This is a genomic window from Leptothoe sp. EHU-05/26/07-4 (assembly GCF_043421015.1).
Lineage (GTDB): Bacteria > Cyanobacteriota > Cyanobacteriia > Phormidesmidales > Phormidesmidaceae > Leptothoe > Leptothoe turfae.
This window is the reverse complement of sequence record NZ_JAXSQV010000005.1, coordinates 344885-358351: the sequence shown is the minus strand read 5'-3', so window position 1 is coordinate 358351 and position 13467 is coordinate 344885. Positions and strand designations below refer to the sequence as shown.

Annotated in this window: 8 protein-coding genes; 3 read left to right on the top strand and 5 right to left on the bottom strand. The window is 47.2% G+C overall.

Annotation, left to right across the window (positions count from 1 at the left end; all coding sequences use genetic code 11):
* Positions 1-16: 16 nt before the first annotated feature.
* Positions 17-1942 (bottom strand): ABC1 kinase family protein, encoded by a 1926-nt coding sequence (locus U2F10_RS20135; protein WP_163662643.1) that lies wholly within the window; start codon positions 1940-1942, stop codon positions 17-19.
* A gap of 459 nt (positions 1943-2401) precedes the next feature.
* On the opposite strand from U2F10_RS20135, the gene recN reads away from it, so the two are divergent.
* Both recN and U2F10_RS20125 read left to right on the top strand, forming a co-directional pair.
* Positions 2402-4120 carry a DNA repair protein RecN gene (gene recN / locus U2F10_RS20130; protein WP_163662646.1) on the top strand — a complete coding sequence of 573 codons (1719 nt, stop codon included), beginning with the start codon at positions 2402-2404 and terminating at the stop codon, positions 4118-4120.
* Between the two features lie 373 nt (positions 4121-4493).
* Complete coding sequence (locus U2F10_RS20125; RefSeq protein ID WP_163697556.1) at positions 4494-6506, top strand: EAL domain-containing protein; 2013 nt, start codon at positions 4494-4496, stop codon at positions 6504-6506.
* 116 nt (positions 6507-6622) lie between these two features.
* Here the strand turns inward: U2F10_RS20125 and ftsH are convergent, their stop codons facing one another.
* The 3 genes from ftsH to petJ all read right to left on the bottom strand — a co-directional run bounded on the left by ftsH (position 6623) and on the right by petJ (position 10856).
* Complete coding sequence (ftsH, locus tag U2F10_RS20120) at positions 6623-8476, bottom strand: ATP-dependent zinc metalloprotease FtsH (protein WP_163662652.1); 1854 nt, start codon at positions 8474-8476, stop codon at positions 6623-6625.
* 144 nt (positions 8477-8620) lie between these two features.
* Complete coding sequence (locus U2F10_RS20115; protein ID WP_163662654.1) at positions 8621-10195, bottom strand: alpha amylase C-terminal domain-containing protein; 1575 nt, start codon at positions 10193-10195, stop codon at positions 8621-8623.
* 328 nt (positions 10196-10523) lie between these two features.
* A complete protein-coding gene (petJ, locus tag U2F10_RS20110; RefSeq protein WP_163662658.1) occupies positions 10524-10856 on the bottom strand; it encodes a cytochrome c6 PetJ in 333 nt (110 codons plus the stop codon).
* 438 nt (positions 10857-11294) lie between these two features.
* On the opposite strand from petJ, the gene petE reads away from it, so the two are divergent.
* Positions 11295-11699: a plastocyanin gene (gene petE / locus U2F10_RS20105; RefSeq protein WP_006516346.1), complete on the top strand. Its 405-nt coding sequence runs from the start codon at positions 11295-11297 to the stop codon at positions 11697-11699.
* A gap of 124 nt (positions 11700-11823) precedes the next feature.
* On the opposite strand, the gene U2F10_RS20100 is transcribed toward petE, so the two are convergent.
* Positions 11824-13455 (bottom strand): dipeptide ABC transporter ATP-binding protein, encoded by a 1632-nt coding sequence (locus U2F10_RS20100; RefSeq protein WP_163662661.1) that lies wholly within the window; start codon positions 13453-13455, stop codon positions 11824-11826.
* Positions 13456-13467 lie beyond the last annotated feature (12 nt).

Here is a 13467-nt window from a genome sequence, read left to right as displayed (position 1 = left end):
CCTAATACGCCAAATTTTATGCCGACTTTTGGGCGGATAAAAGAGGCGCACTGACAGAAACCGACTGCGGTTGAGTCGTCGTTTGCAGAAAAATACCGCGAAGTAGCCTAGCAGCCGCACGCTGTGCTAGATTTCGAGCCACGCGCTGCCCCATCTGACGAGTCTCTGGTTTAGAAAGGACTTGAGGCACTAGTTTGACGACAGTGCCACCACTCACCCCCTTAGTTTCTCCCAAAAGACCTACGATACGGCTGATATGCTCCCAATCTTTGGAAGATGGACCGACAGCAACAGTGGGTTTAGTAGGCTCACTCTTGACTGCGATTTGCAGACGTTGGACTAAGCTATGGCCAAACTGATCAAGACTTTTAGCCAACTCATCCGCAAGATAGTCACGAATGTGATCGCCACGCTCTGAGAACAAATAGTCAATGGTTTGCTGTAAAACCTTTTCCAAGTCGTAGTCCTGACTCGAACGAGCATTGCGCAAAAGATTTTCCAGACGGTTCCAACGGAAATCACCATCCTTAAACAAAAGCTCTTGCAGGGATCGACGTAATTCTGGAGAGGGATCAGTCAGCAACCGCTTAGCCACATAGGGATAGGCCTTACTCAGCACCTTAAAGTTAGGATCAACGCTAATAGCGATACCATCCAGGGTGACAAGGGAACGAATAATCAGGGCGTAATAGGCAGGCACCCGAAATGGATATTCATACATCAGGGCTGAAAACTCATCCGTGATGCTTTTGAGGTTAAGCTCTGCCACTGAAGCACCTAAAGCATTGTTAAAAACAGTGGCCAATGCCGGAATAATAGGATTTAAGTCAGTTTCAGGCGTAAGAAATTCTAATTTGACGTAATCGTGAGCTAAACCATCAAAATCACGATTTACCATATGAACAATCGCTTCAATCAAACCGTAGCGCTGATAATCCTCTACGGTACACATCATGCCAAAGTCAAGATAGGCCAATTTGCCATTGTCGGTTACTAGTAAATTGCCAGGGTGAGGATCAGCATGGAAAAACCCATGTTCCAACAGCTGCCTGAGGGAACATTGCACTCCAATTTCAACAATTTCAGTCGCCTTTAGTCCCTTAGATTCAAGTGCCTGGGGTTCGGTCAGTTTAGTGCCATTAATCCACTCCATGGTCAGCACCCGACGAGCCGTCAGCTCAGTGTAAATCTTCGGCACAATGATGTCAGGCATATAGCCATAGAGGGCCTCAAACAGCTGGGCATTTTCTCCTTCATGGTTATAGTCCATCTCCTCAAAGATGCGGGTGCCAAACTCATCCATGATGCTGACTAAGTCACTGCGCACCACACTCAAGTTATTACACGCCCACTGTGCTAATCGTCGTAACAGGTAAATATCACGGGTAATTTGGGCAGTCAGCCCTGGCCGCTGCACCTTAATGGCCACATATTCACCCGTTTGCAATTTACCTTTATAGACTTGTCCCAGGGAAGCCGCAGCGACTGGATTTGGTGAGATCTCACCATAGATAATGGATGGGTCCTGGCCTAGATCTTCTCGAATCAGACGAAAAGCAATTTCGTTTGAAAAAGGAGGAATCTGATCTTGCAACTTGACTAGTTCCTCCATAAAAGCAGGAGGCACCAAATCAGGCCGTGTGGATAGGGCCTGGCCAATTTTGATGTAGGCAGGCCCTAGTTTAGTCAACGCTTCCCTAAGCTGGACAGCACGTTTAACTTCATTCTTAGCTTGACCGCCAGTTTGCTTATCCCAAAGAGCGGCAAGACCCAATCCAAGAAATGTCCAAACGAGCTCTAGCAATCGCAGAATAATTTGGAATGGTCGAGAGCGATAGTAACGTTCAATCGCCACCGGATCATAAGTGAGCAGCTCATCTAAAGATCGTACTGGCGACACCATAGGATCATTCAGGCTAGAGGACATTGACGCAGCACGCATAGGTTATATCTCTATTATCTATAAGCTTTTAAATAAGTGCGATCGCGACTTAGCGATATATCACTTGGCTGAATGAAACTAACACCAAGCCTGGCATACTTGTTAACTATTGTAACAAGTCCCCCCGTCGTTCCTCATCCCTACCGTCAATATCAGCATAATTTGCTCGGCAGGAAAGCGACAGTCGAAGAAACCGAAGTTCCTACCCACTACTTTCCTTCAAGCTGCATCAAAATGTCCTTAGCGATCTTCAGTGCCATAATTGTCGCCTAAAAAAGCGTAAGGATTTTATATGTCGGCAGCAACTGGCACTTCACCGATGATTTTCACAGTAAAAAATCCACAGTAAAATTGATTAGCTCGCCGACCGAGCAGTGCCGTTATTTGGCTGTCCCACACTGTGATCTGGTTTAGTCGTCACATCTCTTTATTAACACTTGCATCCAGGAGGCAATGGCCATGCTAACCTCCTTAAAAATCGATAATTTTACCCTGATCGATCAGCTTGAATTATCGCTACAGCCTGGCCTCAATGTACTGACCGGAGAAACAGGAGCCGGTAAATCTATTATTCTCGATGCCATTGATACAGTCCTGGGAGGAAAAGCCAGTGGGCGGTTAGTGCGTACCGGCTCGAAAAAAGCCGTAATCGAAGCTACTTTCCATGCACCTCCTGCCGTAGCCGACTGGCTCACAGCCAACGATATCCCGTTCAACGGCGATGGCTTACGATGTACCCGCGAACTCACTACAGGCAGAGGCAGCGTCCGTAGTCGTAGTCGCCTCAATGACGTTGTCGTCAAAAAGAATCAACTAGAAGAGCTGCGGCGCTTATTAGTAGAAATTACCGCTCAAGGGCAAACAGTCCAGCTCGGGTCTGTAGATGCTCAGCGCAATTGGCTAGATGGCTTTGGCGGTAATCCACAATTACAACAACGCCAGGTAGTGGCCCAAGCTTACACAGCCGCCAGCAATGCACAACAGGCTCTAGACCGTCGTCATCGCGCTGAACAACAACGGCAGCAGCAGCTAGATTTATTTGAATATCACGCCCAAGACCTGAGCGGAGCTAACTTGCAAGAACCAGATGAACTAGATCGCTTAAAGCAAGAGCATCAACGCCTGAGCCATAGCGTCGAGCTACAAAAACAAAGCTACGAGGCTTACCAAGTGCTCTATGAAAGTGACGGTAGCTTTGACAGCTGCTCTGACTTACTAGGACGAGTAGAACAGCTACTCAGCTCCATGCAGCGCTTTGATGAAGACGTCACACCCATACTGGATCTCGTCAGCGATGCCCTGGCCCAAGCAGAAGAAGCAGGTCGTCAAATCAATACCTATGGTGAAAATTTAGAGACAGACCCAACTCGTTTAGCTGAGGTTGAAGAACGCATGAGTTATCTCAAGCAGCTATGTCGGAAATATGGGCGTGATTTACCCGAGTTAATTGAGTATTACCAAGAAATTCAAGTGGCTCTAGATGCGCTCAATGGTGACGGGCAAACCATTGAAGCGTTAGAAGCAGCGAATGAACAAGCCCAAACCACATTAGAAGCTGAATGTGCAAAGCTCACCAAACTTCGCAAGAAAGCGGCAAAACGATTGGAATCACAGCTGGTTGAGGAACTCAAACCCTTAGCTATGGAGCGGGTCAAGTTCAAAGCCGATTTGAGCCCCCTGGAATCCCCACAAACCCATGGAGCCGATGTGGTTGAATTTCTGTTTAGTCCCAACCCCGGCGAACCCTTACAACCACTGACAGAAACTGCTTCTGGTGGAGAAATGAGTCGTTTTTTACTAGCTTTCAAAGCCTGTTTTACCAAAGTAGATCCGATTGGCACCCTCATATTTGATGAAATTGACGTAGGTGTTTCAGGACGTGTTGCTCAGACAATTGCAGAAAAGCTTTATCAGTTAAGTCAGAATCGCCAAGTGCTCTGTGTTACTCATCAACCCTTAGTTGCAGCTATGGCTGATGCCCATTTTCATGTTGACAAACAAGTCGTCACAAACGGCAAAAAAAAGACCGATGAGCGAACAGTTGTTAGGGTCACTGGCTTAGATGAAGATGCCCGTCGGGAAGAGCTTGCCCAGTTAGCTGGGGGTCGCTCCCATCAGGAAGGCATTGCATTTGCTGAATCGCTTTTAGCCCAGGCAGCCTCTATCCGTGAAACTTAAGCAAGAGCCACACCCATGGGCAACGGTAACTGACTCATACGCAAGGGGCATACTGTCATCTGGGTATACGTCAGTTACCGTTGCTGAAAGGACACATCGATCCGTAAAACTCCCTAACAGCTTAGATCTAACAGCTGGAACCATCCCGAGGTTCAGCAACACCTAAGTTATACATTCCGCCACGGCTTGGGTATGTTGAACCCGAGTTCAACCATCGATTCTTGAAGGCCAAGGCAACATATACGATATTCAGCACATGCACACCGTGGGTGATAGTTGATATCAATAGGGAGTAACCGGTTACTTATCGACTCTTCATTGGCAGCAATAGTCAACATTATTGCCAGCTTATAGCTATTATCTGCTCAAAACCGTGATTAATCCTCCTGTTATTCCATGGCATGCCCTAAAGATTCCCTGGATTGGAGCAAACGCTTGTGCTTTATGGCTAATCACCTCCAGTACAACACCTGCTAACCAACTCACCAGAGACATCATCCCTAAATATGGCCCAACTTTATTACAAGCCGAGCTACAGACCAAGACAGGGTTATCTTTTGAACAGAAAGGCGTGAAAATAGGAAATACATATTTTTGGGCACAGTTAGCAAAGCAAGATACTAGATTTACTTCAGCAATCATGTGGCTGATCGTTTGCCTATGCTTAGAAAGTCTTTGGATTGGCGCATTGCTGATTGTCATATATCGCTGTCACAATCAACATACCTATCTTTTACAAGAAAATGAGAAACGATACCAAGATCTGGCGACATTGGGAGCTGATTTATTTTGGGAGTTAGATAAAGATCTCAAAATCTCCTATTTGTCTGGGAACTTTCACTATCTGCAATGTGAAGGATTAGAAGGTCAAGCCTTGGGTCAAGCCCTAAAAACTATTTCTAATTTGGAGGCCAACTGGGAGCAACTGAACGAGCGATTACTTCAGCACCAACCTCTGGAAAATTTCACTCTACGATTACACACTTCCAACACAACGCTACGCATCTTTAAACTCAACGCCCATCCTTTATTTGATGAGCATCATGTTTTTCAGGGGTATCGAGGTTTACAACGGGAAATTACAGAAGAGTACAATCTCACCCAGACAATTGCCTATCAAGCTGCCTATGACCCGTTGACGGGTTTAATTAATCGTAACGAGTTTGACACCCGACTCAGGCAAGCTATTCAGCGCGTACGTGATCGTGGGATTCAATCAGTATTGGGCTATCTGGATTTAGATCAGTTTAAGATCGTTAATGATACAGCTGGTCACCTCATCGGTGACCAGCTATTGACAGAACTTGCACAGCTGCTGCAACAAAATATTCGTAGCTCTGATAGTTTAGGGCGACTTGGTGGTGATGAGTTTGGCTTATTGCTGGAAGGTTGCTCTATAGAGCAAGGCCAAAAACTGTCTCAGCATCTCGTCGACAAAATTAAGGACTATCAATTTGTATGGCGTGGCCGCCAATTTCAGGTGGGGGTAAGTATTGGACTAGTGCCCATATTAGGTGATGCCTCTAATGTGATTGACCTACTTAGCAGAGCTGATTTAGCCTGTTATAAAGCCAAGGATCTAGGGCGAGGTCGCGTTTATTTAGCCGACCAAAATGATACAGAACTTGATCGACAACATCTTGAATTAGTCCATATCGCTAATATCCCTCAAGCAATTGAAGAAAACCGGTTTTACCTGATGGAACAACCGATCATTTCACTGCTCAATGACTCATATCAACATGTCGAAATTTTGTTGCGATTGACTGACGAGAACGGGAATATTGTTCAGCCAAATCTGTTTATCCCCATGGCAGAACGCTATGGAATGATAGGTCTTATAGACCGCTGGGTAGTGAAAACTGTGCTAACAAACTACCACCACTACTATCCTGAAGCAAACACAATAGTAGCTATCAATCTCTCAGGTAGTAGTTTAAGTGACGAGAGATTTACTGAGTTTGTGACACAGTTGTTGCAACAGTCTGCTATGCCAGCAGAACGACTATGCTTTGAAATAACTGAGACAACAACTATCTCTCAGCTCGATCAAGCACTTAAATTTATCAACACCTTGAAAAAGCTTGGTATCCGCTTTGCTTTAGACGATTTTGGCAGTGGCGTTTCTTCTTTTGGCTATTTACGACGATTACCCGTTGATTACCTCAAAATTGATGGGGATTTAATTCGGAACATTGATGAAGAAGAGTACATTCGAACAATTGTAGATATGGTCAATCAGGTGGCTATCATGATGGGCATGAAAACTATTGCTGAGTTTGCTGAAAACGATGCCATTTTAGAAAGACTGCGCACTCTGAACATAGGTTATGCTCAGGGTTACGGTATTAGTAAGCCCAGGCCCTTACCATCGATCAGCGCATAGCCCTTATACCAGTTTTTGATTTATGGTATTTGGACTAATGGAGGTGACTTTCGGAAACTTGCTGATGGCCCTCTCTGCGCACCCTTTTTGCAAGAGAGGGCCATCAGCAAAAGTTTTTATACCAATACCTCTAAGGGTTGAACTTGTGCCAGCATTTCCCTTAGCGTGTCTCCTTCAATCACTTCTTCCTCTAGCAGCTGTTGAGAAATACTCTCTAATAAATCCCGATTAGTCCGCAGAATTGTCAGAGCTTGCTCATGGGCTGCTTCTACTAGTCCTTTGACTTCTGCATCAATTGCTCGCGCTGTCTCTTCACTCATATTGCGTCGAGCATTGGGCATACCACTGTCTAGGAATGAGCTTTGTTGGCCTTTGTCGTAGGCTAATGGTCCTAAGACATCACTCATACCGTAGGTGGTGACCATTTGCTCAGCCACTTCTGTTGCCCGCTGTAGATCATTTGCTGCCCCCGTTGTAATGGAGCCAAACACAACTTCTTCCGCCGATCTGCCCCCCAACAATGTGGCAATTTGACCTTTTAACTCGTCAGAACTGCGGAGAAATCGGTCTTCCGTGGGGAGTTGAAGCGTGTACCCTAGCGCCGCCATACCTCTTGGCACAATAGAGATTTTCTCTACCTGCCCACCCCCTTCCATGAGTGAGCCCACCATGGCATGACCAACTTCGTGGTACGCGACTATTTCTTTTTCTTTTGCATTGAGGACACGACTCTTTTTCTCAAGCCCCGCAACAACACGCTCAATAGCTTCAGCAAAATCAGTCTGGAGAACTGCCTGACGGTTATTACGGGCGGCTAACAGGGCAGCTTCATTCACCAAGTTGGCCAGATCAGCCCCTGCAAATCCAGGGGTACGTGTAGCAATGGCATTGAGATTCACATCGTCGCCCAGCTTGACTTCCTGGGCATGAATTTTGAGAATCGCCTCACGTCCTTTGAGGTCGGGGCGGTCGACCAGTACCTGACGATCAAATCGGCCTGGACGTAGCAGTGCTTGATCCAATGTTTCAGGTCGGTTAGTGGCTGCCAGCACAATGATGGTATTATCATCGGCACTGAAGCCATCCATCTCTGTGAGCAGCTGGTTTAGTGTTTGTTCTCGCTCATCGTTACCACCATAGAAACCACCGGAAGCACGAGATTTACCAATGGCATCTAGCTCGTCAATAAAGACAATACAAGGGGCCTGCTTTTTCGCTTGGTCAAACAGGTCACGCACCCTTGAAGACCCGACACCTACAAATAGTTCAATAAATTCAGACCCCGAAATACTAAAGAAAGGGACTCCGGCTTCACCCGCTACCGCCTTAGCCAATAGGGTTTTACCGGTTCCTGGTGGTCCCACCAGCAATACCCCCTTAGGGATCTTGGCTCCAATATCGGTAAACCGCTTGGGTGTTTTCAAAAAGTCAACGATTTCTACTAATTCAGTTTTGGCTTCTTCAACACCAGCGACATCCTCAAAGGTAATTTTGGTGGCTTCGTCTTCTACATAGACTTTGGCTTTACTTTTACCAATAGAAAGTGCACCCTGAGGACCTCCACCTCTGGCTAAGAAAAAGCGCCAAACCGCAATAAAGATTAGTGGCGGAATCACCCAGCTTAGTAAACTACCAATCCACTGATTTTGAGCCGGGGGAGTGGCCGCAAATTCCACACCGTTGGCTTCTAGCAAATCCGGTAGCTTCAAATCAAAAATTGGCGTTGTGGAATATATCGCACCAGGCTCTCCTAGCTCATTTTTCACCTGGTAGCGAATTTCATTTTGCCCCACCGATGCTTTGACTACCTCATGCTCTTGTACCTGATGGAGGAACATACTGTAAGGAGTACGTGGGGTACGCTGAATAGGTAGGAAAATATTTAGGACCAGCAAAACTGCCCCTAGCAAAAATAGCAAATTACCAATTTGTCGAGAGCGTGGCGGGCGTGGGTCCTTATTGACTGGCATGGGCTGAAATTCCTTACAGATACGTCCTTAGCTTTAGCCTATCAACGCAGCTGAAGAAAAAACTTGATTGAAAACCGTACACCAGTGGTCGGGTTTTCAACGCTTTGTGAGCAGGTCTGAAAGCAACCTCGGTCAAAGGTGTCATTACAGACGAGCTCTAATATGCAATGCTACGGCCTGTTGAGGCGCTACATCGAACTGAGCTCGACCCTCTGAATCTACTGTAATCAAGCGTTTACAACTGTCTAACGTTTCGCTAGGTGTTTCACCAGATTCGGCCATCGATGTCTCAGACAAAACATTGCAGTAACCACCCGCTGGCAATCCTGTCATCAATATTTCACTGAGAGTATTATTTTCGTTATTAATAACTACAAACCCCCGATTGCCACGGGCAAATGCGATTTGGCTCTTGCCGTTATCCCACCAATGGTCAATGGTAGAAACACCTTGGGTCACATTGCGAAACTCCACCATACTGGCAATGTCAGACCAGCGATGTTCACACACCCAGCCATCACCACAGCTCACTGGTAAGGTTTGTCCGTTTTCATCCGCAGGCGGTCCTACCCAGTTGCCCTGCTCTCGCGGCCAGTCATAGCTGGACATAATTTTTGGAGTGCCATAGGGCCATGCCAACATGAATATATTGGCTAGCCGATATCGTGCTCCGCCATCGGTTGGTGCATAAAAAGTGATTATGTTGCGATCGCGACTACGCTGAGTTTTGTGGTTATCCGTAAAAACAACAGCCTTATGACTCGGTATTAATCCCCAGGCTTCCCCAAATAGCACCAAGTTTTTTAGTTCACCATGGCGCACTTGCTCACCCAGATTACGACCATAGCGGACCTCGGTAACCGCACCATTGCTAAAGTAATCGCTGGCTTGAATAGCGTTTGTTCCGGGGCTCGTGATTTCCTGGTAAATAAATGGACGCCCTCCATCGGGATAGAATCGGGGGCTTAGGGGATGCAGACGCCGCAGAATCTTGGCAATGTGCTGTGGTGGAATATGTTGGGCAGCATCAATACGAAAACCAGCCACACCAAGGGTTAACAGTTCATTCATGGCAGCTGAGATCGCAGCTTGCACCGTCTCACTCCCCGTATCCAAATCCTGACGCCCCTCCACCTGGCAGTGCTTTACCTGCCAGGGGTCTTCAACATAGTCCCGAGGCGCAATCGTACATGGGGCATTAAAGTCTGCCTTAATGTACGGCACCTCGCTGTAGGAAAACGTCGCTGTATCGAAATCACTGCCGTCACTGCCTTTGCCAGCGCCAGCACTAGCCATATTATTGATCACCAAATCGGCATAGACTTTGATACCCGAGTCATAACAGCGCTTGATCATATCTGCTAGCTCAGCTCGACCACCGCTACGGCTTGACAATTTATAGCTAACCGGCTGATAGCGCTGATACCAAGGAAATGGAGTGGGGTCTTGAGCGATTATCCGATGTTCATGGGGGGGAGAAATTTGCACAGCCCCGTAACCCTTTGGCCCTAACCAACTTTCACACTCCTGGGCAACATCTGGCCAACGCCACTCAAATAGCTGAACGATCACCGAACGGGAACTCGTAATCTGTCGTCCACCCGCTGAGGGGGGCAATTGGGCAGCTACCTGACATCCTCCCATTCCTAAGGCACAGGCTATAGCTGCCGAGCGCCTGGCAAATGATGCCAGTCGTCCTGAACTCACCAAGGAACCCACTGGACTGCACCACCTGCGATCGCAGGGAGACTCATTGTTTCAACAAGCAAAGCGAGCATTATATAGCCTCACAACTGTGTCCAGTATCGGTCACGTATTATCCACGATTAGCACTCCGCCAACCAAGTAATATTTTTTACACGGATGTGATAGCGCATTCAGAGTTCTTGAGATTTTTTTAGGCTTCAGAACTACGTTACCTAATACAAAAACCTGCTTCCAGGGGGGGAATCCCCCTAAAAACAGGCTTTATTAATTCAAATTGAGGATTAGGCTAGGTGAAAGCCAAGGCTAATCAAAATATAACTGGTTCAAAAGTAGGACGTGACTACCAGCCCTTATCGGATTGAGCCAATACATAAGATGCAACGTTCTCAATCTGCTCAGGTGTCAAACGACCACCGAAAGAGGGCATACCAGCATTACCATTTGTTACCTGAGTCGTAATTGCATCAACAGTATCTTTGCCATTAGCAACCAAGTCATCCTTCTTTAGAGTCTTAGCAGGGTTAACTGCGTTACCACCACCAATGTGGCAAGCCGCACAGTTAGCAGCAAATACCTGAGCACCAGCACCAGCATCAGCAGCCATAGCAGGAGGCGCAATCAAGAAAACTGCGCTTGCTACAAACGCTACAACAGTAGCCAAAATAGACTTCATCGGATACTCCTCTCAAAAAAAGTCACAGTCTAATAATCAAACGATTTCAGCCAAAAGCTTAAAGTTTGACTAAAGATGATCGTCTCCAGTTTTTTCAGACCGCGTCAAATGACAGCAGGTCAAACATTAACAACTGTAAAGAGCCTTGCCATCAGCTTTAGCCAGCCATAGCTAAGCTATTAGGCCATGGCATATGTCTTTTGGAGATCGACTCAAACCTATATGCTGAAAGGAATTCCCTGGTTTTAACATCTAGCGAAAGAGACCATTAGACGTGTCCGAAACGCTATCGAATAGTTGACTAGAGGTCTGGTACTGCTGAACAACGCTTTATTTTTTGTTTATTTGTCTACGACGACATCCGGCATTCTAAAATAACTAAGCATGTTGTAGTTAAGAATGCTTAACTACCTCTAAATTCAACCTTGAGAAATCACCATGACCTTTATCAATCGCGCTTTGCGAGCCATGGGTGCGCTATTAGTAGCGGCTGCTCTGGTTTTTGCAGGCACTGTTTTCAATGCAGCTCCTGCCTACGCTACTGATTACCAAGTAAAAATGGGTTCCGATGCAGGTCTGCTGGCGTTTGAGCCTGCAACCCTCACCATTAAGGCTGGCGATACAGTGACTTGGGTTAACAACAAAATGGCCCCCCACAACGTTATCTTTGATGCAGCTCAGGTTCCTGGCGGCAAAGACGTTGCAGATGCCTTATCCCAAGAACAGCTAACCTTCTCCCCTGGTGAGTCCTACTCCTCCAAATTCACTGAGCCTGGTGAGTACAGCTACTTCTGCGCCCCTCACCGTGGTGCTGGCATGGTTGGCAAGATTATCGTTGAATAGACGATGATTGCTAATCAAGTCGTTTGAATGTAACGCAAAAGGTCGGGTCAATGGCCCGACCTTTTTGTCGTTCTCAAGAACTCTCACTGGACACAGCAAGGCTCAGAGATCGCTAAAATCATGTTTATTTTGCCAATAAAGGGGCAGCCGACAAGAGCGTTTTCGTATATGAATGCTGCGGTGATATGAAAATCTGCTCTGTTGGTCCAATTTCAACGATTTTGCCACCATTCATGACAGCTATGCGATCGCAAAGATACCGCGCCACCCATAAATCGTGGGTAATAAATAGATAGGTTAAGTCAAGCTCTTCTTTCAGCTCCAGCATCAGCTCTAGGACCTGGGCCTGAACGCTCGCATCTAACATGCTCACTGGCTCATCACAAATCACCAGCTTAGGTTTAGTAATTAAGGCACGGGCAATAGCAACGCGCTGCTGCTGCCCCCCAGACAAATCACCAGGATAACGGCCATAATAGTCTTCGGTCGGCGTCAGTCCCACCCGCTTCAACATGGCACGGACCTGCTGCTTGGCATCCGACGCATTCGCCAAACCATGGATAATTAACGGATCAGCAATCCCCTGCCCCACGGTCATCATAGGATTGAGACAAGCATGGGGATCTTGGAAAATCATTTGAAAATTGCGTCGCTGCGCCTGCAGTTGAGCCCGAGACATGCCTACCAAGTTTTGTCCCATGAACTCCACCCGCCCTGATGTCGGTGGAATAATCTGCATCAATGCACGGGAAAACGTACTTTTTCCGCAGCCTGATTCTCCCACAAGACCCAGGATCTCACCGGGATGCAAGTCTACAGAAATGCCATCAACGGCTTTGATATCCTCCGATTGTGCTCGATTAAACAACTTCGAAAGCAAATTTTGCTCAATGGTGTAGTGCTTTACTAGATCTTGTACTCGCAGAAGAGGAGCGGTTGCGGTTTCTTGTTCTAATGCCGAATCATCAGCCTCATAGTTTTGCAACTGATGGGCCGCCTGTAGCAAAGACTGAGTGTAATCCGCCTGAGGATGATACAAAACGTCTGCGGTCGCTCCCAGCTCTACAAGTTTGCCTTGATACATGACGGCAATGCGATCGCAATATTCCCCAACCAATGCCAGATCGTGGGAAATCAGGATCAGGGCCATCCCCCGTTCTCGACACAGCTGAGTCAGCAGGTCTAAAATTTGCGCCGAAACCGTGACATCCAAACTGGTGGTGGGTTCATCTGCCACAATCAGCTTGGGATTGAGTAGCAGCGCCAGGGCGATGGCAACCCGCTGCCGCATACCACCACTAAACTCGTGGGGATACTGATCCCAGCGGTTGGCAGGGATACTGACGGATTTTAGGGTTGCGATCGCAATTTCCTTCGCAACCTGCTTAGACACATCGGAGCGATGGGCGCGCAGGGTCTCTACGCAGTGATCCCCGATGGTCATCAGCGGATCGAGTCGCGTCATCGGATCTTGAAACACCAATGACACCGCTTCTCCTCGAAACCGCCGAATTTCCTTGCTCGAAAAGCCCAACACATCGCGCCCTTCAAACAGTGACCGTCCTTTAGTCTGACTACCCCTTGGCAACAACCGTAGAGCAGCTCGCCCCAAGGTGGACTTGCCACATCCAGATTCTCCCACTAGCCCCAGCATTTCTCCAGGCTGTAGCAATAAAGACACATTCTCAACTGCCCAACTTTCCTGCTGTGGATAAGCGACACCAAAGTCATCAAGCTGTAGCAAGGGAGGAGTCATAATACTCAAAAC

Coding starts and splice junctions, on each gene's coding strand:
- U2F10_RS20100 (WP_163662661.1), bottom strand. CDS start 13,455: ATGACTCCTCCCTTGCTACAGCTTGATGACTTTGGTGTCGCTTATCCA.
- ftsH (WP_163662652.1), bottom strand. CDS start 8,476: ATGCCAGTCAATAAGGACCCACGCCCGCCACGCTCTCGACAAATTGGT.
- recN (WP_163662646.1), top strand. CDS start 2,402: ATGCTAACCTCCTTAAAAATCGATAATTTTACCCTGATCGATCAGCTT.
- U2F10_RS20135 (WP_163662643.1), bottom strand. CDS start 1,942: ATGCGTGCTGCGTCAATGTCCTCTAGCCTGAATGATCCTATGGTGTCG.
- petJ (WP_163662658.1), bottom strand. CDS start 10,856: ATGAAGTCTATTTTGGCTACTGTTGTAGCGTTTGTAGCAAGCGCAGTT.
- petE (WP_006516346.1), top strand. CDS start 11,295: ATGACCTTTATCAATCGCGCTTTGCGAGCCATGGGTGCGCTATTAGTA.